The 22,504-nt window shown below is 49.8% G+C and carries 20 protein-coding genes, 1 tRNA gene and 1 other RNA gene; 9 read left to right on the plus strand and 13 right to left on the minus strand.

Translation table 11 applies throughout. From position 1 onward, the window contains the following. Nucleotide 1 precedes the first annotated feature (1 nt). From WBL83_RS21355 to WBL83_RS21365, 3 genes are all read left to right on the plus strand, one after another. Nucleotides 2-77, plus strand: a tRNA-Lys gene (locus WBL83_RS21355). Nucleotides 78-122: 45 nt separating this feature from the next. Continuing rightward, a non-coding RNA gene (locus WBL83_RS21360) (RtT sRNA) lies at nt 123-256 on the plus strand. Between the two features lie 171 nt (nt 257-427). After that, a complete protein-coding gene (locus WBL83_RS21365) occupies nt 428-772 on the plus strand; it encodes a FlxA-like family protein (protein ID WP_424591018.1) in 345 nt (114 codons plus the stop codon). Here the strand turns inward: WBL83_RS21365 and WBL83_RS21370 are convergent. Further along, nucleotides 763-1,698, minus strand: coding sequence for a LysR family transcriptional regulator (locus tag WBL83_RS21370; protein WP_424591019.1), 936 nt, complete (start codon nt 1,696-1,698; stop codon nt 763-765). The genes WBL83_RS21365 and WBL83_RS21370 overlap by 10 nt on opposite strands. 90 nt (nt 1,699-1,788) lie before the next feature. Here WBL83_RS21370 and WBL83_RS21375 point away from each other — a divergent pair, with 90 nt between their 5' ends. Further along, a complete protein-coding gene (locus tag WBL83_RS21375; RefSeq protein WP_424591020.1) occupies nt 1,789-2,778 on the plus strand; it encodes a bile acid:sodium symporter family protein in 990 nt (329 codons plus the stop codon). Here WBL83_RS21375 and WBL83_RS21380 read toward each other — a convergent pair whose 3' ends face one another. The 3 genes from WBL83_RS21380 to zipA form a co-directional block, all read right to left on the minus strand. Further along, nucleotides 2,779-2,994 (minus strand): DUF3820 family protein, encoded by a 216-nt coding sequence (locus tag WBL83_RS21380; RefSeq protein ID WP_034459012.1) that lies wholly within the window; start codon nt 2,992-2,994, stop codon nt 2,779-2,781. It abuts the gene before it with no gap. Nucleotide 2,995: 1 nt separating this feature from the next. Then, the gene (gene ligA, locus WBL83_RS21385) at nt 2,996-5,014 is read right to left on the minus strand and encodes an NAD-dependent DNA ligase LigA (protein ID WP_424591021.1); all 2,019 of its coding nucleotides are present in this window, start codon (nt 5,012-5,014) and stop codon (nt 2,996-2,998) included. A gap of 69 nt (nt 5,015-5,083) precedes the next feature. Further along, nucleotides 5,084-6,094, minus strand: coding sequence for a cell division protein ZipA (gene zipA / locus WBL83_RS21390; protein ID WP_424591022.1), 1,011 nt, complete (start codon nt 6,092-6,094; stop codon nt 5,084-5,086). A 231-nt stretch (nt 6,095-6,325) separates the two neighbouring features. Here zipA and cysZ point away from each other — a divergent pair, with 231 nt between their 5' ends. From cysZ to crr, 5 genes are all read left to right on the plus strand, one after another. Next, on the plus strand, nt 6,326-7,087 hold the full coding sequence (gene cysZ / locus WBL83_RS21395; RefSeq protein ID WP_424591023.1) for a sulfate transporter CysZ: 762 nt from the start codon (nt 6,326-6,328) through the stop codon (nt 7,085-7,087). 162 nt (nt 7,088-7,249) lie between these two features. After that, on the plus strand, nt 7,250-8,221 hold the full coding sequence (gene cysK / locus WBL83_RS21400) for a cysteine synthase A (protein WP_424591024.1): 972 nt from the start codon (nt 7,250-7,252) through the stop codon (nt 8,219-8,221). A gap of 393 nt (nt 8,222-8,614) precedes the next feature. Then, a complete protein-coding gene (gene ptsH, locus WBL83_RS21405; protein WP_034459025.1) occupies nt 8,615-8,872 on the plus strand; it encodes a phosphocarrier protein Hpr in 258 nt (85 codons plus the stop codon). A 44-nt stretch (nt 8,873-8,916) separates the two neighbouring features. Then, nucleotides 8,917-10,644: a phosphoenolpyruvate-protein phosphotransferase PtsI gene (gene ptsI, locus WBL83_RS21410; RefSeq protein WP_424591025.1), complete on the plus strand. Its 1,728-nt coding sequence runs from the start codon at nt 8,917-8,919 to the stop codon at nt 10,642-10,644. A gap of 40 nt (nt 10,645-10,684) precedes the next feature. After that, on the plus strand, nt 10,685-11,194 hold the full coding sequence (gene crr / locus WBL83_RS21415) for a PTS glucose transporter subunit IIA (protein WP_034459029.1): 510 nt from the start codon (nt 10,685-10,687) through the stop codon (nt 11,192-11,194). Between the two features lie 91 nt (nt 11,195-11,285). Here crr and WBL83_RS21420 read toward each other — a convergent pair whose 3' ends face one another. From WBL83_RS21420 to WBL83_RS21460, 9 genes are all read right to left on the minus strand, one after another. Next, nucleotides 11,286-13,952 carry a family 78 glycoside hydrolase catalytic domain gene (locus WBL83_RS21420; protein WP_424591026.1) on the minus strand — a complete coding sequence of 889 codons (2,667 nt, stop codon included), beginning with the start codon at nt 13,950-13,952 and terminating at the stop codon, nt 11,286-11,288. Nucleotides 13,953-13,996: 44 nt separating this feature from the next. Beyond that, a complete protein-coding gene (locus tag WBL83_RS21425; RefSeq protein ID WP_424591027.1) occupies nt 13,997-15,301 on the minus strand; it encodes an MFS transporter in 1,305 nt (434 codons plus the stop codon). 77 nt (nt 15,302-15,378) lie between these two features. Next, complete coding sequence (locus tag WBL83_RS21430) at nt 15,379-16,236, minus strand: helix-turn-helix domain-containing protein (RefSeq protein ID WP_424591028.1); 858 nt, start codon at nt 16,234-16,236, stop codon at nt 15,379-15,381. Between the two features lie 212 nt (nt 16,237-16,448). Further along, nucleotides 16,449-17,360 carry a cysteine synthase CysM gene (gene cysM / locus WBL83_RS21435; protein WP_424591029.1) on the minus strand — a complete coding sequence of 304 codons (912 nt, stop codon included), beginning with the start codon at nt 17,358-17,360 and terminating at the stop codon, nt 16,449-16,451. 82 nt (nt 17,361-17,442) lie between these two features. Then, nucleotides 17,443-18,528: a sulfate/thiosulfate ABC transporter ATP-binding protein CysA gene (cysA, locus tag WBL83_RS21440; protein WP_424591030.1), complete on the minus strand. Its 1,086-nt coding sequence runs from the start codon at nt 18,526-18,528 to the stop codon at nt 17,443-17,445. Beyond that, entirely contained in the window at nt 18,518-19,393 is an 876-nt protein-coding gene (cysW, locus tag WBL83_RS21445) for a sulfate/thiosulfate ABC transporter permease CysW (protein ID WP_424591031.1), read from the minus strand. Before cysW ends, cysA begins: the two co-directional genes overlap by 11 nt. Further along, the gene (gene cysT / locus WBL83_RS21450) at nt 19,393-20,226 is read right to left on the minus strand and encodes a sulfate/thiosulfate ABC transporter permease CysT (protein ID WP_424591050.1); all 834 of its coding nucleotides are present in this window, start codon (nt 20,224-20,226) and stop codon (nt 19,393-19,395) included. Before cysT ends, cysW begins: the two co-directional genes overlap by 1 nt. Next, on the minus strand, nt 20,226-21,242 hold the full coding sequence (locus WBL83_RS21455; protein WP_424591032.1) for a sulfate ABC transporter substrate-binding protein: 1,017 nt from the start codon (nt 21,240-21,242) through the stop codon (nt 20,226-20,228). Before WBL83_RS21455 ends, cysT begins: the two co-directional genes overlap by 1 nt. 315 nt (nt 21,243-21,557) lie before the next feature. Then, nucleotides 21,558-22,457 (minus strand): Dyp-type peroxidase, encoded by a 900-nt coding sequence (locus tag WBL83_RS21460; RefSeq protein ID WP_424591033.1) that lies wholly within the window; start codon nt 22,455-22,457, stop codon nt 21,558-21,560. Nucleotides 22,458-22,504: the final 47 nt, after the last annotated feature.

Consider the following 22,504-nt stretch of genomic DNA (forward strand, 5'->3'; position numbering starts at 1 on the left):
CGGGGCGTTAGCTCAGTTGGTAGAGCAGTTGACTTTTAATCAATTGGTCGCAGGTTCGAATCCTGCACGCCCCACCAAATTCAGAAAAAAGCGCCTTTTGGCGCTTTTTTCGTTTCTGCAACACTGAACGTAAGTCGTGTAGGGTTCGAACCTGCTGCAGGTTCGAGTTGAGCGTAGCGAAACAGCATTGCCGCTTGCGGCGAAGACCCGAAGGGCGAGTCTCTTTAAGAGACGAGTCATCCTGCACGCCCCACCATATTCAGAAAAAAGCGCCTTTTGGCGCTTTTTTCGTTTCTGCAACACTGAGCGTATTTTACTATGCGCGATTCCTGAAAACCTCCCAGAAATGGCAGGTGCCCGCTTTAAACCTCAAGATTTATCCCGACCTGGCCGATATTTGTTCCAGGCATTCTTTCAAGGGAAAATCATGAGCAATACCATTAGCACCTCAACACCTTCCTTGCAGACCACTACTGCGTCATCAGCAAATTCTGCGGGCAATGACCTGTCTTCGCAAATCACTCGTATCACGCAGCAAATCACCAAACTCACGCAACAAGCTAAAGATATCTCCAATGGCAGCGGTAGCACTGAAGAAAAACAGAAGCAGCAAGAGCTGATTCAGGTGCAGATTGAGATGTTACAAGCGCAACTGGCACAGTTGCAGCAACAGCAAGCGGAAAAAGCCCTGCAAAAGCAACAACAGTCGCAATCGAAAGTCGAAGGTGTGAATAAACCGTCTGAATCTAACCAGATTGATATCTACATCTGATCATGATTAAAAAGTGGGTCGCCCAGGCGAGCAGCGGTTAACTGCTGCGCCTGCTGGCCTACTACCTGCCAGATAGCCTCTGCCGCACGTGAAAGTGAACGATTCTTGCGGCGCACCAACATTAATTGCCGATCTACGACGGGAACAAGCGGCCTGACAGCAAGCGAGCTGCCTTGTGGCAATGGCAATGCCAGTGCCGGGAGAACGCTAATGCCGATTCCCGCTTCAACCATCGGGAAGAGTGTCGCTGGGTGACCAATCTGCTGCACGATATTTGTCTCAATGCCCTGACGCATCAGCGCATCATCGATTAATGGGCGGCTGCCTGAGGCGTAATCCTGCAACACTAAATTCGCACCTTGTAATGCCTGCCATGAAACCTGAGCCTGCTTCGCAAATGGATGGTCATTACGGCAGAGCAATAAAAAAGGTTCAGACAATACCGCTTCGCACTCCAGATCGCTTGCCTGAGTGGGGTCGATAACGATGCCAAAATCGACTTCCCCCTGGCGAATACTTTGCAGCACCCACTGTTGTGGGCGGTCATGAAGCACAAAGCGGATAGCGGGATATTCCAGTGCCGCCGCCGCGATAGATTGTGGCATTAAATGAGCAGAGATTGTCTGGCTTGCCGCAACCCGCACCGTCCCGCTTAGCTGATGGCCCACGCTGCGTGTATCCAGCAAGGTACTGGTCAGTTCTTCAAGTAAGCGTTCGAGGCGCGCCGCCAGCTGTTGGCCCGCTTCCGTCAGCACCACTTCACGCGTGGTGCGATCCAGTAGCTTTACGCCAATTTCGCTTTCCAGCTCTTTCACACTGTGACTGACTGCAGACTGGCTTAAGCCAATTTGCTCCCCTGCCCGGCTAAAACTTCCGGCATGAGCCACAGCAATGAACACTTTTAACTGACGCAGAGAATAATTCATCGATTTAATTCATCAATTAATCTAATAAATCAATTTTATTTCTAAAAGTAGGGAAAGCACAATAGCCCTACATCAGTTTGAGGAATGAAGATGAAACTTTTTCGCGTGCTCGACCCCTTCACACTGACGCTAATTTTTGTCGTTTTGCTGGCGTCTTTCTTTCCCGCTCAGGGCAGTTTTGTTGGCTTCTTTGAGGGACTCACCACTGCGGCGATTGCCCTGCTGTTCTTTATGCATGGTGCCAAACTTTCTCGTGAAGCGATCATTGCCGGTAGCAGCCACTGGCGTTTGCATTTATGGGTGATGTGCAGCACTTTTGTTCTCTTCCCTGTACTGGGCGTTTTGTTTGCCTGGTGGGCACCAGTCAACGTCAGTCCTGAAATTTACACCGGCTTTTTGTATCTTTGCATCCTGCCTGCCACCGTGCAGTCTGCGATTGCCTTTACCTCTCTTGCCGGAGGGAATGTCGCCGCCGCCGTGTGCGCAGCTTCTGCATCAAGCCTGCTTGGGATTTTCCTCTCGCCGCTATTAGTGGGCATGGTGATGCATGTCCATGGCGCAAGCGGAAGCCTGCAGCAAGTTGGCAGTATCATGTTGCAGTTACTGGTGCCCTTTATCGCCGGGCATCTTTCTCGTCCATGGATTGGTGACTGGGTGGCTCGCCATAAAAAATGGATTGGTAAGACTGACCAGACATCTATTCTTTTGGTTATCTACTCGGCGTTTAGCGAGGCGGTAAGACATGGGATTTGGCACAAAGTCGGCTTAGGTTCACTGCTATTTATCGTGGTGGTGAGTCTGGTATTGCTGGCAATTGTCATCAGCCTCAATATCTTCGTTGCCAGACGTATGGGCTTTAGTAAGGCAGATGAAATTACTATTGTGTTCTGTGGGTCGAAAAAGAGCCTGGCGAATGGTATTCCGATGGCGAACATTCTGTTCCCGGTCGCAACCGTGGGGATGATGGTGCTACCACTGATGATCTTTCACCAGTTGCAGCTGATGATTTGCGCAGTGCTGGCAAGGCGTTATCAGCAAGAAACAAAAGTGGCAGCCAAAGCTGCCACCGACAATGCTTAATTAGTGTCTTTTAAGGGGCTTCACCAGCCCCTCCAACCCTTCAGTTTTAATCAGCAAAGTGAGTCTCATCAGCTCACCCAGATGGCCTTGTGGAAACTCATCTTTGCGAGCAAACCACAGCAGATACTCTTCCGGTACATCAATCAGCACGCGGCCTTTGTACTTGCCGAAGGGCATCACCGTATTGGCTATCTCAATAAGCTGTTCTTTATCCATATCATTCACCTAATAAGCGAATCATTTCGGCTTCATCTATCACATCTATGCCCAGTTCCTGAGCTTTAGCCAGTTTAGAACCGGCCGCCTCGCCCGCGATCACCAGATCCGTTTTCTTCGACACGCTACCGGCAACTTTTGCACCTAACGCCAGCAAACGCGCTTTCGCATCGTCACGAGACATAATGTTGAGCGAGCCGGTCAGTACCACCGTTTTACCGGCAAATGGGCTGTCGATCTCTTCGGCTTTGATGATAACCGGCGCTGGCCAGTGAACGCCCGTTTCTTCCGTTAACTGGCGGATAACTTCGCGGTTGCTCTCTTCGGCAAAGAAGTTAAAGGTGTGGGTCGCGACGACAATCCCGACATCAGGGACTTTTTGCAACTCCTCGATACTGGCAGCCGCCAGGGCATCCAGGGTGCCAAAATGCGCAGCTAAACCTGCGGCTGTCGCTTCGCCCACTTCGCGGATACCGAGTGCATATAAGAAACGAGCGAAGGTGGTTTCTTTCGCTTTTTCCAGTGCATCTACCACCTTTTGCGCGGATTTCGGCCCCATTCGATCAAGCCCAGTGAGTTTACCAGGCGTTAGCGTGAAGAGATCAGCAGGTGTGTGGACATACTCTTTCTCAACCAGTTGGTCGATAATTTTATCGCCCATCCCGTCCACATCCAGCGCACGACGAGAGACAAAGTGTTTGAGCGCTTCTTTGCGCTGAGCGCCGCAAATCAGGCCACCAGTACAACGCGTGACCGCTTCGCCTTCCACACGCTCAACGTCAGATCCACAAACCGGACAATGTGCCGGGAAGACAATCTCGGTGGTGTTGTCAGGACGTTCAGATTCCACCACGCCAACAACCTGCGGGATAACATCGCCTGCGCGACGAATCACCACGCGGTCGCCAATCCTTAAGCCCAGACGCTCAATTTCATCGGCATTGTGCAGCGTCGCATTACTGACCAGCACACCCGCAACCTGAACAGGCTCAAGGCGCGCAACAGGCGTAATCGCGCCAGTGCGTCCTACCTGGAATTCGACATCACGAACAAACGTCATCTGTTCCTGAGCCGGGAATTTAAACGCCACGGCCCAACGTGGTGCGCGTGCGACAAAGCCAAGTGTTTCTTGCAAAGCCAGCGAATCTACTTTGATCACGACACCGTCGATATCAAAACCTAATGTTGGGCGATCGGCCTCAACCTGGTGATAAAACGCCAGCACTTCTTCTGCGGTCTTGCACCGACGAACGCGGTCACTGACCGGCAATCCCCACTCTTTGAACTGCTGCAAACGTTCATAATGACTGGCAGGTAAATCACCGCCTTCAAGCAGGCCAACGCCATAACAGAAGAAAGTTAACGGACGTTTGGCGGTAATACGAGGATCGAGTTGACGTAACGATCCCGCCGCCGCGTTGCGCGGGTTAGCAAAAATTTTCCCACCAGTACGACGCGCTTCTTCATTAATTTTTTCAAAACCCGCCTGCGGCAGGAACACTTCACCGCGTACTTCGAAGCGGCGGGGAATATTCTCGCCACGCAATTTAAGCGGGATGGAGCGGATTGTACGCACGTTAGCCGTGATATTTTCGCCCGTTGTCCCGTCACCGCGGGTGGCGGCGCGTATCAGCACACCATCTTCATAGAGCAGGCTAACGGCCAGGCCATCGAGTTTCAGCTCGCAACAAAACGTAACGGCTTCAGTGCTTTTCAAACGGTCCTGAACACGTTTGTTAAACGCCAGATAGCTCGCTTCATCAAAGGCGTTATCCAGCGATAGCATCGGCACTTCGTGGCGAACCTGGGTAAATTCGCTGAGCGGTGCGGCACCCACGCGCTGCGTCGGGGAATCTGGGGTGATGAGGTCAGGATGCGCTTGTTCCAGAGAACGCAATTCCCCCATCAGGCGGTCGTATTCCGCATCCGGGAGTTCTGGGTTATCAAGCACATGATAAAGGTATTCATGATGGCGAAGCGTGGTTCGCAGTTGAGTAATTTTTTGTTCGATTGTATGCATAGCTATTACCATCAATATAAAAAACCCCCGCATGCGGGGGTTCAGGTATTAATATGTTCAGGACGAATTCTAGTGGCTAGCGTTAGCTTCTACCACTTCGCGGATGCGGTCCTGATACTCGCGCATTTTTTGCGGTGTCATCATGCGACGTTGGTCGTCCAGGACAACTCCACCTACTTCATCAGCAATATGCTGAGCTGACTGGAGCATCAGCTTAAAGTTCTGCGCTGGGTCGCCATAAGACGGCACCTGCATGAAGATTGTCACACCAGGTGTAGCAAAATTCGTCATGCTTTCAGGGTCAAACGAACCGGGTTTAACCATATTCGCGAGGCTAAACAGAACCGGGCCGCTACCATCAGGACTGAGGTGACGGTGGAAAATGTTCATTTCGCCAAAGATAAAACCCGCTTGCTGAATACTGTTTAACAGCACATCACCGTTGATCATGCTGCCTGCATGAGCCGAGACATTAAGAACAATCACCGTTTCTTTGCGACGTGCCGGTGGTTCTGGTGTCGGAGCCGGTTGTGCAACAACCGGTTCAGGGGCAGCCTCGACATGCTGAACAGGCTGCACAGTCGGCTGTTGAATCGGGGCTTGCGGGGCCACTGGCTGCGCAACAGGTTCTTGTACAGCCGGTTGATGTCCCACTGGCTGTGCATACTGTTGAGGTGCTGGCTGGTGATGTGTCGGAGCAACTGGCGCTTCCTGACGCGGCATGGCCGGTTCAGGTTGACGCACAGGCGAACTCTGACGTGGCTCAGCAGAAGCATAAGGTGGCTCATACTGATGTTGAGGCGCTTGTGGCTGACGAGGCATTTCTGGCTCGCGAGTCACTGTTTCTTGCGCAGGTGTCACCCGACGCACACGCACCTCACCTACTCCATCATCTTGCTCATCGTCAGCCTCGTCGTCATCCGACTCGTATTCGTCACGCTTAGACTTCATGCGCTTTAATGGACGATCACGAAAAACGGATGAACGCTCCTTACGACTCGTCCACAGACCGTGAACCAGTAAGGCTATTATGGCGATCGCGCCAACAATGATTAATATCAGACGCAAATCCTGCATCATTATATTCTCTGTTGTTCTAACACCTTGCCACCGCGGCAAACATTTACTCACTAAGAGTATTTGCCCATCTGCTCAAGTGCAAGTCCGCACACGGTTTTCTCAGCATAAAGATGGACTGAAATCGACTTTTTGCTGATTTTTCGACCATTTCCTAATAAGTTTTTCTCCTGACAGTCAGTTATGATGGATAGGCATGTCACCGCAATGACCAAAAAGGAGTTCGTTCAGATTATGGTTTCAACGTCAGGGACCGTGCCACGCAGTGGCGTTTATTATTTTTCGCAGGGCTGGAAGCTGGTCCGTGAGCCTGGAATCAAACGTTTCGTGCTCTTACCGCTGCTGGTCAATATTATCTTAATGGGTGGTGCATTCTGGTGGCTGTTTACCCGCCTGGATGTTTGGGTGCCGACCTTGTTGTCCTACGTGCCAGACTGGTTGCAGTGGTTAAGCTATTTGATTTGGCCGCTGGCGGTTATCTCTATCCTGTTGGTATTCGGCTATTTCTTCTCAACCCTCGCCAACTGGATTGCCGCCCCATTTAACGGATTGCTTGCTGAGCAGCTTGAAGCGCGTCTTACTGGAGCGACTCCGCCCGATACCGGCGTATTAGGCATCATGAAGGATGTTCCGCGCATCATGAAACGTGAATGGCAGAAGCTTTCCTGGTACTTGCCACGCGCGCTGATACTGCTGGTGCTCTATTTCATTCCGGGTATCGGCCAAACTGTTGCGCCGGTTTTATGGTTCTTATTTAGCGCGTGGATGCTGGCGATACAGTATTGCGACTATCCCTTTGATAACCATAAAGTGCCGTTCAAAGAGATGCGAATTTCGCTGCGTGAGAAGAAAGTCATTAACATGCAGTTTGGTTCAATGGTGAGTCTGTTTACTCTAATCCCCTTCCTGAACCTCGTCATCATGCCGGTGGCCGTTTGTGGTGCAACCGCGATGTGGGTGGATTGCTATCGCCCTAAACACGCCATGTGGAAGTAGTTTTCCAGGAGCGGTCTTTGCCGCTCCTTATTCTTTCTTATTCCTTCTTGCTTCTGCTTATTTCCCTTCTACATATAGATATGCGATTTCTTTACTTCCGCATAACTTCTAAGCAGGTATGCTGATGAGGTTTCCCAAATTTCATACAGTTAAGGACGGGCTATGAGCAAGATCTATGAAGACAACTCTCTGACAATCGGTCATACGCCGCTGGTTCGTCTGAACCGCATCGGTAATGGACGCATCCTGGCGAAGGTAGAGTCCCGCAACCCGAGCTTTAGCGTCAAATGCCGTATCGGAGCCAATATGATTTGGGATGCCGAGAAACGCGGTGTACTCAAGCCTGGCGTCGAGTTAGTTGAGCCAACCAGTGGTAACACTGGTATCGCACTGGCATACGTTGCGGCGGCGCGTGGTTACAAGCTGACGCTGACCATGCCTGAAACCATGAGTATCGAACGTCGTAAATTGCTGAAAGCACTGGGTGCTAACCTGGTGTTGACAGAAGGCGCGAAAGGCATGAAAGGTGCAATTCAGAAAGCTGAAGAAATCGTTGCCAGCAACCCTGAAAAATTCCTTCTGTTACAGCAATTCAGTAACCCAGCAAACCCAGAAATTCACGAAAAAACTACCGGCCCTGAAATCTGGGAAGATACCGACGGCGAAGTGGACGTATTCATTGCCGGTGTCGGCACTGGCGGTACGCTGACAGGCGTGAGCCGTTATATCAAAAACACCAAAGGCAAAACCGATCTCATCAGTGTTGCAGTCGAACCGACAGATTCTCCTGTTATCGCACAGGCTCTGGCGGGTGAAGAACTCAAACCAGGCCCACATAAAATTCAGGGCATCGGCGCCGGTTTCATTCCTGGCAACCTCGATTTGAAACTGATCGACAGAGTTATCGCTATCACAAACGAGGAAGCCATTTCTACCGCACGTCTTTTGATGGAAGAAGAAGGTATTCTTGCGGGTATTTCATCCGGTGCGGCGGTCGCTGCTGCGTTAAAACTTCAAGAAGATGAAGCATTTACCAATAAAAACATTGTGGTTATACTGCCATCCTCCGGGGAGCGCTACCTGAGTACTGCCCTGTTCGCGGATCTTTTCACTGAAAAAGAACTGCAACAGTGATGCCCGTCAGGTCAATTTGAGTAAAAAAGCACCCAAATGGGTGCTTTTTTGTGGCATCCGTCAAACTTTTGGCTTACCTGGCATTGCGTCCCACAGTCAGGTCTGGTATCTATCCAGCAAATTATTTTGATGCGCGAAATTAATCGTAATGTGAGATACGTCTGCTGAATCGATTTATCGATTTGGTGCAAAATCAGATTTAACGGCATAATGATTAATGACGAGCGAGCCGCGAAGCGCATGGCAAAAGTCAGAGCACATTTCGTGGTTCCCGAAAGCATCCTATGTCACGTAAAGTACAGTTAACGCTGACGCTAACTATACAGGCTAAAGTTTTGCCACCAGGCTAGACTTTAGTTCCACAACACTAAACCTATAAGTTGGGGAAATACAATGTTCCAGCAAGAAGTTACCATTACCGCTCCAAACGGTCTGCATACCCGCCCTGCTGCTCAGTTTGTTAAAGAAGCTAAAGGCTTCACTTCTGAGATCACTGTGACCTCCAACGGCAAAAGCGCAAGCGCAAAAAGCCTGTTCAAACTGCAAACTCTGGGCCTGACCCAAGGTACAGTAGTGACCATCTCCGCTGAAGGCGAAGATGATCAGAAAGCAGTTGAGCATCTGGTAAAACTGATGGCTGAACTCGAGTAAGTTCTGGGTTCTTCGTAAATATCAGTCACAAGTAAGGTAGGGTTATGATTTCAGGCATTTTAGCATCCCCGGGTATCGCTTTCGGCAAGGCACTTTTGCTGAAGGAAGATGAAATTGTCATCGACCGGAAGAAAATTTCTGCCGACAAAGTCGCGCAGGAAGTTGAACGTTTCTTAAGCGGACGCGCGAAAGCGTCAGCACAGTTAGAAACGATCAAAATTAAAGCTGGCGAGACCTTCGGTGAAGAAAAGGAAGCTATCTTCGAAGGGCACATTATGCTGCTGGAAGACGAAGAGCTTGAGCAGGAAATCATAGCCCTTATCACTGATAAATTAGTGACTGCTGACGCTGCAGCTCACGAAATTATCGAAGGCCAGGCTATCGCGCTGGAAGAATTGGACGATGAATACCTGAAAGAACGTGCGGCTGACGTACGTGACATCGGTAAACGTCTGCTGCGTAATATCCTTGGTCTGGCAATTATCGACCTTAGCGCTATTCAGGATGAAGTTATCCTGGTTGCTAAAGATTTGACTCCGTCAGAAACCGCACAGCTTAACCTGCAAAAGGTGCTGGGTTTCATCACCGATATTGGTGGCCGCACTTCCCACACCTCCATCATGGCGCGTTCTCTTGAACTGCCAGCGATCGTTGGTACCGGTAGCGTAACCAACCAGGTGAAGAACGGCGATTACCTGATCCTCGATGCTGTTAACAATAAAGTTTACGTTAACCCAACCAACGACGAGATCGAAGCCCTGCGTGCTGTACAGCAACAGGTTGCTTCTGAGAAAGCTGAACTGGCAAAACTGAAAGATCTGCCAGCAATCACTCTCGATGGTCATCAGGTAGAAGTATGCGCAAACATCGGTACTGTTCGTGATATCGACGGTGCAGAGCGCAATGGTGCAGAAGGTGTAGGTCTGTATCGTACAGAATTCCTGTTCATGGACCGCGATTCACTGCCAACTGAAGATGAGCAGTTCGCGGCGTACAAAGCTGTTGCTGAAGCCTGTGGCTCGCAAGCAGTTATCGTACGTACCATGGATATCGGTGGCGACAAAGAGCTGCCGTACATGAACTTCCCGAAAGAAGAGAACCCGTTCCTGGGCTGGCGTGCGATTCGTATCGCAATGGATCGTAAAGAGATCCTGCACGCACAAGTACGCGCTATCCTGCGTGCTTCCTCTTTCGGTAAATTACGTATCATGTTCCCAATGATTATCTCTGTTGAAGAAGTGCGTGCACTGAAAGCTGAGATTGAAATCATGAAGGCGCAGTTGCGTGAAGAAGGCAAAGCGTTTGATGAAACTATCGAAATCGGCGTAATGGTTGAGACCCCGGCTGCAGCAACAATTGCTCGCCATCTGGCCAAAGAAGTCGACTTCTTTAGTATCGGTACCAATGATCTGACGCAGTACACCCTGGCAGTTGACCGTGGTAATGATATGATTTCACATCTTTACCAGCCAATGTCACCATCCGTACTGACTCTGATTAAGCAAGTTATTGATGCTTCTCATGCAGAAGGTAAATGGACCGGTATGTGTGGTGAGCTTGCAGGCGACGAACGTGCTACACTTCTGTTGCTGGGTATGGGTCTGGACGAATTTAGTATGAGTGCCATTTCTATCCCGCGCATTAAGAAGATTATTCGTAACACGAACTTCGAAGATGCGAAGGTGTTAGCAGAGCAAGCTCTTGCTCAACCGACAACGGACGAGTTAATGACGCTGGTTAACAAGTTCATTGAAGAAAAAACAATCTGCTAATCCACCGGATGCGGCCCAATTTACTGCTTAGGAGAAGATCATGGGTTTGTTTGATAAACTGAAATCTCTGGTTTCTGATGATAAAAAAGACACCGGTACCATTGAGATTGTTGCCCCACTTTCTGGCGAAATCGTCAATATTGAAGATGTTCCAGATGTGGTGTTCGCCGAGAAGATCGTTGGTGATGGCATTGCAATTAAACCGACTGGCAACAAAATGGTTGCTCCGGTTGACGGCACCATCGGCAAAATCTTCGAAACTAACCATGCTTTCTCTATCGAATCCGATAGCGGCATTGAGCTGTTCGTTCACTTCGGTATCGACACTGTTGAACTGAAAGGCGAAGGCTTCAAACGCATCGCTGAAGAAGGCCAGCGTGTTAAGAAAGGCGATGTAGTTATCGAGTTCGATTTGGCCCTGCTGGAAGAGAAAGCGAAGTCTACCCTGACTCCGGTTGTTATCTCCAACATGGACGAAATCAAAGAGCTGATCAAACTAACTGGTAGCGTGACTGTGGGCGAGACCCCAGTAATCCGCATCAAGAAGTAAGATTCTAGCGGCAGGTCATCTCCCTGCAATGAATAAGAAAACCGGAAATAGCCATTTCCGGTTTTTTTTCGCCTGTGTCTGGCATTCCGTTTTATGCGCGCAGATATTCGACCTTATATTCTCCTGATCCTATCTCTGCATACCCGGCATCTTCTTGCCGCTTAAAGGTCATATCCTCAGCTAACAGCAGTTCTCCGATGCCTGAAATTTTAATGGTTGCATGCGAGTTATGCGGAACCTTAACCTTCAACGTCACGATGTCCCCCGCACTACTCTCTTTCACTTGCCAGTTCACCTTAATTTCACCGTAAACTGAGTCATAAGCCGCATCCACCCAGGAAACGTTGCCTCCAATCGTCGGCGCGATAATCACGTGCTTAAAGCCCGCTTCGGCGGCGTCAGTCTCAATCCCTGCTACTGACCGATATAACCACTCCCCCACCGCACCATACGCGTAATGGTTAAACGAGTTCATGTCCGCGCTCCACATCGAGCCATCAGGCTTCATGCCATCCCAGTGCTCCCAAATGGTCGTTGCACCGGCTTTTACCTGATATAGCCAGGAAGGGAAATCCTCTTTGAGCAACAGTTCCCACGCCTCTTTTTCCCGCCCATTCTGGCTTAACGCATGGCAAAAATAAGGGGTACCCACAAAACCGGTCACCAGATGACCATCATGCTCACGCAGGAGTTCAACCAGCGTATTCACGGTGCGTTCGCGGAACGGTTCTGGCACCAGGTTAAAATAGAGAGCCAGAATATGCGCGGTCTGTGTTCTTGCTGCAAGCCTGCCTGACGGAGTGAAAAACTCATCCTGGAAACGCTGGACGATTTGCTGATGCAAGGCACTGTAGCGCTCAAAATCCTCAGTACGATTGAGTGCTTTGGCAGCCTGGCTGAACAACTGCGTGGAGTAAGCAAAATAAGCCGTGCAGACAAGATCCGTTGGTGTCGCACCAAAATAGCTTCCTTCTTTAGCATCCAGCGCAACCCAGTCACCAAACTGCAATTTATAGCGCCAGAGCAGGTTCTCTGAATGCGTGAGCATAAAGTCCACCCAGCCCTTCATACTCTGATACTGGTTCTCCAGAACACGGGTGTCGCCATACATCAGGTACATCGTCCACGGATTGATAACGGCGGCATCCGCCCACGCAGCCGCAGAGTGCGTTCCGCCCTCGGCAAGGTTAATATCGTTCGCGCAATGCCCGGTGAGGATATCAGGCACAACATGCGGCACTCCGCCTTCTGGTGTCTGGTCGTGTTGCAGATCCCTGAGCCATTTCGCAAAGAAATTACGCGTGTGCATCAGGTAACTGGCCGTGCGGCAAAAGATCTGCGCATCCCCTGTCCAGCCCAGCCTTTCATCACGCTGCGGGCAGTCGGTCGGGACATCAATGAAATTGCCTTTCAGCCCCCACAAAATGTTGTGGTGGAGCTGGTTTAAATCCTCATTCGAACAATTGAAATGCCCGGTTTGAGCCATATCCGAATGGAGCACCACGGCTTTGAAATTCTCAGGTCTTACATCTCCTGGGTAGCTTTCAACTTTAACGTAGCGAAAACCCTGGTAGGTAAAGCGAGGGTGATAAACCTCCGTCGCACCGCCTTTTAAAACGTACTCCACGCGCTGTTTCGCTGAACGAAGATTCTCCAGATAGACATTGCCCTGGGCGTCCAGCGTCTCAAAATGTCGCAGGATAACTTTGTCACCCTGCTTGCCATTAACTTTGCATTCAACCCAACCACTGAGATTTTGTCCAAAGTCGATAACCGTATCGCCCTGCGGCGTGGTGATGATCGAGGCGGGCTCCAGCTCGGCGATTTTTTTGACTTTGCAGGCACCCTGAGCGGTGAGTACTTTTTTATCAAAAGAAACAAGGCTGACGGGCCGCCATAGAGCGTTATCAAAGCCAATATTGTTCCACCCCTCATGCTCAAGGCTCGCATCAAAGATTTCACCGTCATAAATCTCTGAGAACAGAATCGGTGAATCTTCGCCACACCAGGAATTATCGCTTACCACAACCTGCCGGGTTCCATCCTTATAATGAATCACCAGTTGGCAGATGAGTGCGGTTTGCTCACCATAATAATTGCGGTCACGGGTAAACCCCATATCGCCTTTATACCAGCCAGCCCCCAGTTCAGCGCCAATAACGTTATCGCCCGGCTTGAGTTGCTCACTTAAATCGTAGGTTTGATAAAGCAAATGGTTATGGTAGCTCGTCCAGCCGGGAGTCAGTTCATCATTACCAACTTTACTTCCATTAAGATAAAAACGATAAAGTCCTAAAGCCGATACATGCAAATAAGCGGATGCAATCGCACTGCCTTTGTTGAGTGAAAAGGCTTTTCTTAATAGTGTGACTTTTGAATTATCTTTGTCAGAATGAGTTTCCGCAGAAATAAAATCACCTGACCAGGGTGTATCCAGAAGCCCGGTAATAAATTCCGCAGCTGAACTCCACAGGCTTTCCTCGCCATGGTTATCTTTAATTTTTACTCTTACAAAATAACGTGTTGAGGGATCCAGTAAAACATTATTAATATTAACATTGACTGAGGTGTCGCTGATTATCTCTCCGCTATCAAATAAAATAGCGTCGAAATATTGATCATGACTTATCTGCAACTGATAACAAACTTGCTTCACATTTCTTCGGTTACTTTCTATCTCCCAACCGATGACGGGAAATTCATCAACACCCGATAAAGCCAACTCATAATCAAGCGTGACCTTTTTAATTGACAGCATAATGACAGACTCCTTGATAACTCATAATTTGGCAGACCCAATATTTATTTCGTCTGAATCGCTTCGGTAGGTAATGCAGAGACACTAATATTTTTTTCCACAACCATTTCGCCTTCGCTGGAAAATTCATTTCTTTGTTGGCGATGGAAACACAGCCATCCAATAAACATACCGATGGCAACAGTTGCAGAAAGAATGATATAAAGCGCCACTGGCCCGGCATCGAGTAAAACAGGTGTCACAAAGGCTAATAACGCACACGATAAACGCGCCACGCCCACAATCGCCCCCTGAGCTGTTGAACGGAGCATGGTCGGGAATGATTCCTGTGACCATACTTTCATAATACCTTCAAAGGCCATTCCACTGCCGGTAGCCGTGAATAAAAGGAAGCAGAACCACGATAACGGTGAGAAATTAAGTAATACCGGCATGAAAAATCCGCCAGCAAAAAAGAATGCACCAATGCTAAAAACAAGCATTCTTTTTGAGGTATCCACCATCTTCATAAATAACAAACCGGACAATACTCCTACAGGCATTAACAACAAATTCCACAACGAGTTTTTTTCAACCGTAATGCCGACGACATTCACGGCGACATAAGTCCCGAATTGCCCGCCCGTATTTGCCGCAAGATTCACTAACGTATAAAAAGAACATAACGCGACAAATGGCCATAAATATTTTCCATGCAGTAAATCTTTAAACGATGACTTTTGCGCGCGGATCGTTGCCGTGCCCAGGCGTTTCTCATCACGAGCAAGCAGCCACATTGGTGATTCAGGAATCGTCCAACGTAGCAACAGCAACACGGCGGCGACAATGCCCACATGAAGATACATAATTTGTGCACCCAGTTGCCCCCAGCCCCCAACGACGGCTGAAATCCCCATGGTGGTGCTTATCCCTACGAGCCACAGCAGATTAGATAATCCTATAATCTTGCCACGGTTTTTATCATTGGCCGCTTCTGCAATGGTCGCCAACGAAACGGGTAAATCAGCCCCTGTCGCCAGACCAACAAACATCGTCCCGGCAAGGAGCACAACAAAGACTTTGCCAAATGCCAGCATCAGCGAACCAAAAAAAATCATTGCCATCGTGGTAATAAATACACTTCGTCTACCGAGACGGTCGCCCAGCCGCCCTCCTAAAAACGCACCAATAGCAATGCAAAGGGTTAATACGCCGGAAAGCACACCAATATCAGCCGACGTGATGCCAATCGCTTTCTGATAAATAACTAACGCTGTGCCATTGGAAACAATGGCGGCCGAGTCGATATAAGATGCCATTCCCGAAACAGCCCCCACATACCAGGGGTTAACAAATTTTGTTTTATCCATAACATTGACTCCATTAAATTATTACTTACGTCATGTATTACTTATTCCCACAAAAAAAATGAATGTGTAAAATACAGCTATGATTCTACAATTGAAAAACTTAATTGCCTTTCCTGTGAGGGAGTGCGGGAAAATCTCTTTTTATACACATCGGTAAAACGTGAGGCATTTATAAATCCGCAAAATAATGCCACATCTTTAATTGGCCGATCGGTAGTGCGTAACATCTCCTGAGCTTTTAACAGACAACAAATTTGTTGGAATTTTTCAGGTGTGGTGCCGGTCATTTCTTTAAAGAAACGAAACATGGTGCGTTTACCCATGCCACAGTCTTCACACAGGCTGTCCCAATTGATATTTCGCAAATAGTTTTGCCGAACAAAATTCAGCATCTTTTGCCCACTGCTTTCACTATTGCGATTTCTTTCTTTTCGGTGTGCAATGCAGCGGCACAGCAAAGAGACGATTTCTAGAATGGCAGCTTCTGTGGCAGAAAAGTAAACCGTATCAAAATGATCATCACGTCTGGCTGTTACCCCTTCGGTTAACCCGACGATTTTCCCCAGCTCGCTTTCGTTTAAAGAGAACAGTTCTCTGGTCGATGGTCGTGTCGTTTCTCGTACAACATCGAGCAATACATCAATATTATGTATAAAGCTAAAGTGCCGATCTTTATGAAATAAGAGGTTAATCAGGGAAAGATTATTGGTCGATTCATAATAGTGAGTGTCATTCGCTGATACAAAAAAGAAGTCGCCCGCATATACCAACTCCACCTGATCATTAATAATATGGAAGCCACTACCGCTACGCACTATAACCAGTTCATCGAAATCATGACCATGTAAATCCGCCATTTCCTGATTATTCAACATAAATAAACAGAAGGCATGTGCCTCTGAAAGAAAAAAATCTTTTGGCTGCTTAATTTCCATCTATTCACCTGCTAATTATTTATTACATCATGGTGATAGAGATATTAGAGCGGAATATTAATGACAAGTCATTACGCAAAAATGGCACTGCTGCGTAAGTCACCGTGACGTTACTATCATTTTTGCTGAATAATTAAGATGAGGGGGAGGGATGACGAGGAAAAGGTTTTGTAGGGTGTTACTTATCACCCTACATTATTAACATTTAGAAATTAAATTCCCGAACCTTGCGAATAACTCTCTTCGCCAAAGACGCCGGTGGATAAATAACGGTCACCGCGGTCGCAAATAATCGCCACAACCAACGAACCCGGGTTTGCCTGCGCGACACGTAACGCACCGGCCACTGCTCCGCCAGAACTGACGCCGCAAAAAATCCCCTCTTCGCGCGCCAGCCGACGCATCGTTCTCTCGGCTTCGACCTGTGACATATCGATAACTTCATCAACCAGGTTCGGATTGAAAATCTTCGGCAGCCACTCTTCTGGCCAGCGGCGGATCCCCGGAATGCTGCTGCCGTCTTCGGGTTGTAGACCGACAATGGTGACTGGCTTTTCTTGTTCACGCATAAACTGGCTGACACCCGTTACTGTTCCGGTGGTGCCCATACTTGATACGAAGTGCGTGATACGGCCTTGCGTCTGTTGCCAGATTTCTGGCCCGGTCGTGCTGTAGTGCGCATACGGGTTATCAGGATTATTAAACTGATCGAGAACTTTCCCTTCGCCGCGCTCGTCCATCAAACGCGCCATCTCACGAGCGCCTTCCATACCCTGCTCTTTGGTCACCAGAATCAGTTCAGCGCCATAAGCCTGCATCGCCGCTTTGCGTTCCATGCTCATGTTGTCTGGCATTAGCAACTTCATGCGGTAGCCTTTCAGAGCGGCAATCATCGCCAGCGCAATGCCGGTATTCCCACTGGTCGCCTCGATGAGCGTATCGCCTGGCGAGATTTCACCACGCGCTTGCGCCCGCACAATCATGGAGAGCGCGGCGCGATCTTTGACGGAGCCTGCGGGATTATTCCCTTCAAGCTTGACCCAAATTTCACTGCCGTTATCAAGCCCAGTGCGCTGTAATTTAACCAGAGGCGTATTGCCAATCGTGCTTTCTAAGGTGATCACTTGCCTGCCCACATACTTGCCTGAAAATAAGAAAAGCGGCCACGTGGGCCGCCTTTGCGTGTCGTGTTGTTCGGTAAACTTATCAGGCAGTCTGCGCCAGGTCTACACCCTGGATTCGATTCTTGCCTTCATACAGGCGCGCATGTTGCAGGCCGACAAACAAACGCTCGCCACGCACAGGAACATGGTCTTCGCGCAGCACAACCGTTAAAGGTTCGTCATACCAGCCCAGCGGCTGAACAACTAATTGCATGTAGTGGCCACGCGGGCTGATTTCCAGCACCTGCACCGGCAGTGGCGAATCCAGATTGGTACGGCGGCTGACATCCACTTCCCACGGACGCAGGAATAAATCGACCGCGCCCTGATGTGCAGGTGTAAAGCCCAGCGGCCAGCGGTGCGCTCCAACGTGGAACTGGCTGCCGCGTACCGTCCCTTTCATGCGATTAACTTCGCCGAGGAACTCCAGCACGAAGCGAGTCGCAGGCTCACGCCAGACCGCTTCAGGCGTATCAACCTGTTCGATATTCCCCTGGCTCATCACCACCACGCGGTCGGCGACTTCCATCGCTTCTTCCTGATCGTGCGTGACAAACACGCTGGTGAATTTCAGCTCTTCGTGTAACTGGCGCAACCAACGACGCAGCTCTTTACGGACTTGAGCATCCAGCGCACCGAACGGCTCATCAAGCAGCAGGATTTGTGGTTCAACCGCCAAAGCCCGCGCCAGCGCTACACGCTGCTTTTGTCCACCAGACAATTGTGCCGGGTAACGGTCAGCCAGATGTGACAGTTGCACCATCTCCAGCAAACGGGTGACTTTCTGTTTAATAACCGCAGACGACGGGCGTTCGCGGCGTGGCAAGACCGTCAGACCAAAGGCGATGTTATCGAACACCGTCATATGGCGGAACAGCGCGTAATGCTGGAATACAAAACCGACTTTACGCTCACGGGCGTGAATGCGGCTGACATCGGTACCGTGGAAGCTAATGCGCCCACTGTTTTGATGCTCAAGGCCAGCAATAATGCGCAGCAGCGTTGTTTTACCTGAGCCGGATGGCCCTAACAGCGCGACCATTTGACCAGAAGGGATATCCAGAGAGATATCGTTCAGCACCTGGGTGCGACCAAAAGATTTCTTAATATTGGTAATATCAATGCTCATGATTTCCCTCCTGTTGCAGACGTTTTTCCTGACTATTCAGGCGCCATTGCAACGCACTCTTTAAGAACAACGTAACGATTGCCATCAGGGTCAGTAACGCGGCGGCAGTAAACGAGCCGACGGTGTTGTAATCCTGCTGGAGCAATTCAATTTGTAGCGGCAGCGAGAAAGTCTCACCACGGATAGAACCGGACACCACGGACACCGCACCAAACTCGCCAATGGCACGGGCGTTGGTTAACACCACGCCATAAAGCAGCGCCCAGCGGATATTCGGTAACGTGACACGTCGGAACATCTGCCAGCCCGAAGCCCCGAGCAAAATCGCCGCTTCGTCTTCCTGGCTGCCCTGACTTAACATCACCGGCACCAGCTCACGAACCACGAATGGGCAGGTGACAAAAATCGTCACCAGAACCATGCCCGGCCAGGCGAACATAATCTGGATGTTATGCGCGTCCATAAAGCCCGCCAGCGGGCCGTTAGAACCGTAGAACAGCAGGTAAACTAAACCCGCTACTACCGGTGAAACGGCAAATGGGATGTCCAGCAGCGTCAACAGCAACTGGCGGCCTGGGAAATCAAAGCGCGTCACAAGCCAGGCGAGCAGAATACCGAACACCAGGTTTACCGGTACGGTAATCAGGGCAATCATCACCGTAAGCCAGATAGCGTGCAGCATATCCGGGTCGACAATATTGTTTAGCGCAGGCATCAACCCTTTTGAGAAGGCCTGGGCAAAGATAGAGGCTACCGGCACCACCAGCAGCAAGAACGAAATCAATACTCCAAGGCCAATGAGTACCCATTTACCCCAGTTAAAACCGGTGCGGCGATAGCTTTTCAATTCAGTTACGTCCGTCATCAGTGACCTACCACGCGCCGACCAAAGCGACTTTGCAACGTGTTAATGGAGAACAGCAACAGCAGTGACGCCGCGAGAATAACCGAGGCAATGGCGCTGGCTGCCGGGTAATCAAACTCCTGCAAACGCACGAAAATCATCAGCGACGTCACTTCGGTTTTCCAGGCGATGTTACCGGCGATAAAAATCACCGCGCCGAATTCGCCCAGACTACGCGTAAACGACAGCGCCACACCCGCCATCAAAGCGGGAGACAGCTCGGGTAAAATCACGCGACGGAAACTCTGCCAGCGCGTTGCGCCCAGGGTTTCAGCCGCTTCTTCGTATTCTGGCCCTAACTCTTCCAGCACCGGCTGAATGGTTCGCACCACAAACGGGATGCTGGTGAATGCCATCGCCACGGCAATCCCCAACCAGGTGTAAGTCACCTTGATACCAAACTGCGCCAGCCATTCGCCGTACCAACCGTTGACCGAAAACAGCCCGGCAAGCGTTAAACCCGCCACCGCCGTCGGTAAGGCAAACGGTAAATCCATTAAAGCATCAAGCAGGCTACGCCCCGGGAACTGATAGCGGGTCAGGATCCACGCCATCAACATGCCAAAGAAGCCGTTGAAAACAGAGGCAACACCCGCAGACAACAGCGTCACTTTATAGGCGGCGACCACCTGTGGATTGGTGATCACCTCCCAATATTGCGCCAGCGTCATCTCGGAAAGCTGCATAACCAGCGCGCTGAGTGGCAGCAGCAAAATCAGGCAAACGAACAGCAAACTGGTGCCAAGGCTTAACGTGAAGCCTGGCAACACCCGCTTTGTGGCAACAGCAAACATCACTCACGCCCCTTGCCGAGCAAGGTGTCAAACTCACCACCGCTCGCGAAATGGGTTTTCATCACTTCTGGCCAGCCACCAAATTCATCTTCCACGCGGAACAATTCAGTCTGCGGGAATTTATCCTTCAGCTTCGCCATCACTTCCGGGTTATTCACGCGATAGTAATAGTCAGTGATGATGGTTTGCGCAGCCGGGCTGTACAGGAAGTTGAGATACTCTTTCGCCGCTTTCTCAGTGCCGTTGGCTTTGACGTTTTTATCCACCCACGCCACCGGGAACTCAGCCAGAATGTTGACCTTTGGAACAATCACTTCGTAACCGTCTTTTTCGTACTGTTTGCGGATGTTGTTCACTTCAGACTCAAAGCTAATCAGCACGTCGCCGAGGTTACGCTCAACAAATGTCGTCGTAGCGCCACGGCCACCGGTATCGAAAACTTCAACGTTTTTCAGGAACTGGGTCATGAACTGCTCGGTTTTGGCTTTATCGCCACCGTCAGCTTTGTTCGCCGCTCCCCATGCGCCTAAATAGGTGTAACGCGCGTTACCTGAGGTTTTTGGATTTGGGAATATCAGTTTCACGTCCGGACGAACCAAATCACTCCAGTCGTGGATGTTTTTCGGGTTACCTTTGCGCACCAGGAAGGCCATGGTGGAATAGAACGGCGAACTGTTATTCGGTAAACGGGTCTGCCAGTCGGCTGGGATCAGGTTGCCTTTGTCATGCAGGATCTGCACATCGGAAACCTGGTTATAAGTTACAACGTCAGCTTTTAAACCCTGCAAAATCGCCAGAGCTTGTTTTGATGACCCGGCATGAGATTGTTTTATCTCCAGCTTGTCACCGTTATTTTCCGCAGCCCACTGTTTCTGGAAGGCAGGATTCAGGGCAGCAAACAGCTCGCGAGACACATCATAAGAGCTGTTCAGCAGTTCTGTCGCGTGAGCTGAACCTGCCAGCAACGCAGAAACAACCAGCGCACTCCAGACTTTTTTGACTGACGTATTGACCATTAGGCACCCTTATAAATGTGATAACCGCCGAACTTTATGGTTACCAGTGTATTTATAACGAGTGTCAAAGCTGTAACGGTTTTATATATCGTTTGGTGATTTGCAATAAGAAAGGGATCTATACCCGTCATACTTCAAGTTGCACATGCGTTGACTGCATCCGTTCGCCCCAGTCACATAGTAATCTATGCTCCCGGGGACTTACGGACTTGTCGCCTTTGGGCAACTCGAATTATTTAGGGTATCGGTTTGATATATGAAGGGTTTAATGCCTTTGTAGGGTGGATAAGCGCCAGCGTCATCCACCATTTAATTCTACAGGTTCAATAGTTTGTCTAAAGACGGCGCGAAGTAATAACCACCGGTCACTGGCTTCGTGAAACGCAACATGCCGTCACGCTTACCGTCGGTTTCACCAAACATGCTCAACAACTGCTGTTCGATGTTATGCAAACGCGCGCAATAGGCGATGAAGTACAAACCGTGCGGGCCGCTTGCAGTGCCATATGGCAAGCTTTGGCGCAGGATTTTCAGCCCTTTACCGTTCTCTTTCAGATCAACACGGCTCAGGTGCGAGGTCTCCGGGCGTTCGTCGCCATCAATCTCTTCATTGGCCTCTTTGGTACGGCCCATGATCATTTCCTGATCGCTCACGCTCATGCGATTAAGCTGCTTCAGGTTGTGCTCCCAACGCTGTACAAAAACGTAGCTGCCACCCGCATCGACACCGTCGTTGATAACGGCAACTTCACGACGCGTTGCTTCGCCTTGCGGGTTTTCCGTGCCATCCACAAAACCGCTAAGGTCACGTTCTTCAACCCAGCGGAAACCGTGGATCTCTTCTTCAATTTTCAGCGTATCGCCGAATGCAGCGAGTGCAGCTTGTGCCACAGAGAAATTCACATCATGACGTAGGGAAAGAATGTGGATCATCACATCATGCTGAGTCGCCGGTGCCAGGCCTTTGCCTAATGGCGCAAAGTTTTTTAGCTCTGTCGCACCGACGCCACCGCTTAAATCGCGCCATAAGTCATGACCAAACGCCACGACTGCGCCTAAATGCGCATCAGGGAATTTTTCCTGTAACGTGGTTAGCGATTGATTAAAGGTTTTGCAGCCCTGACGAAGTGCATCGAAATCGCCCTGAAAACTCGCTTCCAGCCAGACGGCAGCGCGGCAATGTTCCGGCAAAATGCCAGATTGAACACCAGACATGAATCCTCCTAAAAAAAACACGCCACTATGCGTGGCGTTTATTCCCT

The organism is Buttiauxella sp. (assembly GCF_049686335.1).
GTDB lineage: Bacteria > Pseudomonadota > Gammaproteobacteria > Enterobacterales > Enterobacteriaceae > Buttiauxella.

Bases quoted from the DNA above. Each gene is read 5' to 3' on its own strand.
- ligA (WP_424591021.1), bottom strand. From the start codon at position 5,014: ATGCATACAATCGAACAAAAAATTACTCAACTGCGAACCACGCTTCGC.
- WBL83_RS21460 (WP_424591033.1), bottom strand. From the start codon at position 22,457: ATGTCTGGTGTTCAATCTGGCATTTTGCCGGAACATTGCCGCGCTGCC.
- cysT (WP_424591050.1), bottom strand. From the start codon at position 20,226: ATGTTTGCTGTTGCCACAAAGCGGGTGTTGCCAGGCTTCACGTTAAGC.
- WBL83_RS21375 (WP_424591020.1), top strand. From the start codon at position 1,789: ATGAAACTTTTTCGCGTGCTCGACCCCTTCACACTGACGCTAATTTTT.
- WBL83_RS21455 (WP_424591032.1), bottom strand. From the start codon at position 21,242: ATGGTCAATACGTCAGTCAAAAAAGTCTGGAGTGCGCTGGTTGTTTCT.
- zipA (WP_424591022.1), bottom strand. From the start codon at position 6,094: ATGATGCAGGATTTGCGTCTGATATTAATCATTGTTGGCGCGATCGCC.
- cysZ (WP_424591023.1), top strand. From the start codon at position 6,326: ATGGTTTCAACGTCAGGGACCGTGCCACGCAGTGGCGTTTATTATTTT.
- cysK (WP_424591024.1), top strand. From the start codon at position 7,250: ATGAGCAAGATCTATGAAGACAACTCTCTGACAATCGGTCATACGCCG.
- crr (WP_034459029.1), top strand. From the start codon at position 10,685: ATGGGTTTGTTTGATAAACTGAAATCTCTGGTTTCTGATGATAAAAAA.
- cysA (WP_424591030.1), bottom strand. From the start codon at position 18,528: ATGAGCATTGATATTACCAATATTAAGAAATCTTTTGGTCGCACCCAG.
- ptsH (WP_034459025.1), top strand. From the start codon at position 8,615: ATGTTCCAGCAAGAAGTTACCATTACCGCTCCAAACGGTCTGCATACC.
- WBL83_RS21370 (WP_424591019.1), bottom strand. From the start codon at position 1,698: ATGAATTATTCTCTGCGTCAGTTAAAAGTGTTCATTGCTGTGGCTCAT.
- WBL83_RS21430 (WP_424591028.1), bottom strand. From the start codon at position 16,236: ATGGAAATTAAGCAGCCAAAAGATTTTTTTCTTTCAGAGGCACATGCC.
- WBL83_RS21425 (WP_424591027.1), bottom strand. From the start codon at position 15,301: ATGGATAAAACAAAATTTGTTAACCCCTGGTATGTGGGGGCTGTTTCG.
- ptsI (WP_424591025.1), top strand. From the start codon at position 8,917: ATGATTTCAGGCATTTTAGCATCCCCGGGTATCGCTTTCGGCAAGGCA.
- cysW (WP_424591031.1), bottom strand. From the start codon at position 19,393: ATGACGGACGTAACTGAATTGAAAAGCTATCGCCGCACCGGTTTTAAC.
- WBL83_RS21420 (WP_424591026.1), bottom strand. From the start codon at position 13,952: ATGCTGTCAATTAAAAAGGTCACGCTTGATTATGAGTTGGCTTTATCG.
- WBL83_RS21365 (WP_424591018.1), top strand. From the start codon at position 428: ATGAGCAATACCATTAGCACCTCAACACCTTCCTTGCAGACCACTACT.
- WBL83_RS21380 (WP_034459012.1), bottom strand. From the start codon at position 2,994: ATGGATAAAGAACAGCTTATTGAGATAGCCAATACGGTGATGCCCTTC.